1 protein-coding gene and 1 pseudogene are annotated in these 1,093 nt (G+C 33.8%); both read right to left on the reverse strand.

Features of this window, described 5'->3' with window-relative positions; translation table 11 throughout:
• A partial coding sequence (locus tag EKL98_RS17010) for a bifunctional nuclease family protein (RefSeq protein ID WP_148104472.1) occupies positions 1–436 on the reverse strand: 436 nt, incomplete at its 3' end.
• 173 nt (positions 437–609) lie between these two features.
• A pseudogene (locus EKL98_RS17015) lies at positions 610–1,093 on the reverse strand (Mur ligase family protein); the annotation flags it as partial.

The following is a 1,093-nucleotide window of genomic DNA, read 5'->3' on the forward strand; positions in this document are numbered from 1 at the left end:
CTTTTTCGGGATTCAAAGGGTTTGATTTTAAGAAAATCCCAGCTTTATCTAATATGTTTTTATAAGTAAAAATTGGAGCATTGAATCGCAAAGCCAACGCAATTGCATCTGAAGTTCTGGCGTCAATTATTTCTTCGATTTTATCTCTTTCGCAAATGATGCTGGAGTAAAAAACACCATCAACTAGTTTATGAATGATAATTTGTTTGACCACAATATCGAAACGGTCGGCAAAATTTTTGAATAAATCGTGAGGCAAAGGACGAGGTGGTTTTATTTCTTTTTCTAAAGCAATAGCTATCGATTGTGCTTCGAAAGCCCCTATAACGATTGGTAATTTCCTATCACCATCGACTTCGTTCAATATCAAGGCATAAGCTCCATTTTGAGTTTGACTGTAGGATATTCCTTTTATTGATAATTTGACTAAACTCATGTTTTTAAGAGAAAAAGCAGAATGTGCTTGTTTATATAAAGTTATTTTTAATTAAAATAATGTGCAATTTTAATCAAAAAAAGCGGAACTAAAAAGCTACCTAAAGCAAAGATACAATTATCTTATTTTTAGGCAGCTATTTTGGTATTAGAATTATAAAATTTTTAATTCTGCTCTTTAAAAAGTTTTAGTTTTTCCTTGATTTTTTTCTCCAAATCTTCAAAACCCTCATCGTGTGCGGAGCCAATATTGGTAATAATTCCAATGGTAGGACGAATTATCACTTCCAGTTTTTCCATCTCGTTCATTTTCGAAATTCCCGCTTCAAAAATACCAAGATTGTGTCTGTCATTAATAGAAATTACCGACAGAGGAACGCCTACTTGTGAATTGTAGCTTTTGGGACTTCGAATGATGTTGAAATCGGGACTCATTAGAAAGTTCAACCATTCTTTGACGATGGTTTTTCCGTTACTTCCCGTCAGTCCAAAAACAGGGAATTTAAAAAGGCTGCGATGATAAGCTGCATATCGTTGCAAGGCCTCTAAGGTGTTTTCGACAACCAAAAAAGTAGCTTTGTTGGATAACTTTTCTGGAATATGGGTTACGACAAAGTTTTGAACGCCTTTTTCGATTAATTCTGAAATGTATTGATGA

The organism is Flavobacterium bomense, assembly GCF_003970355.1.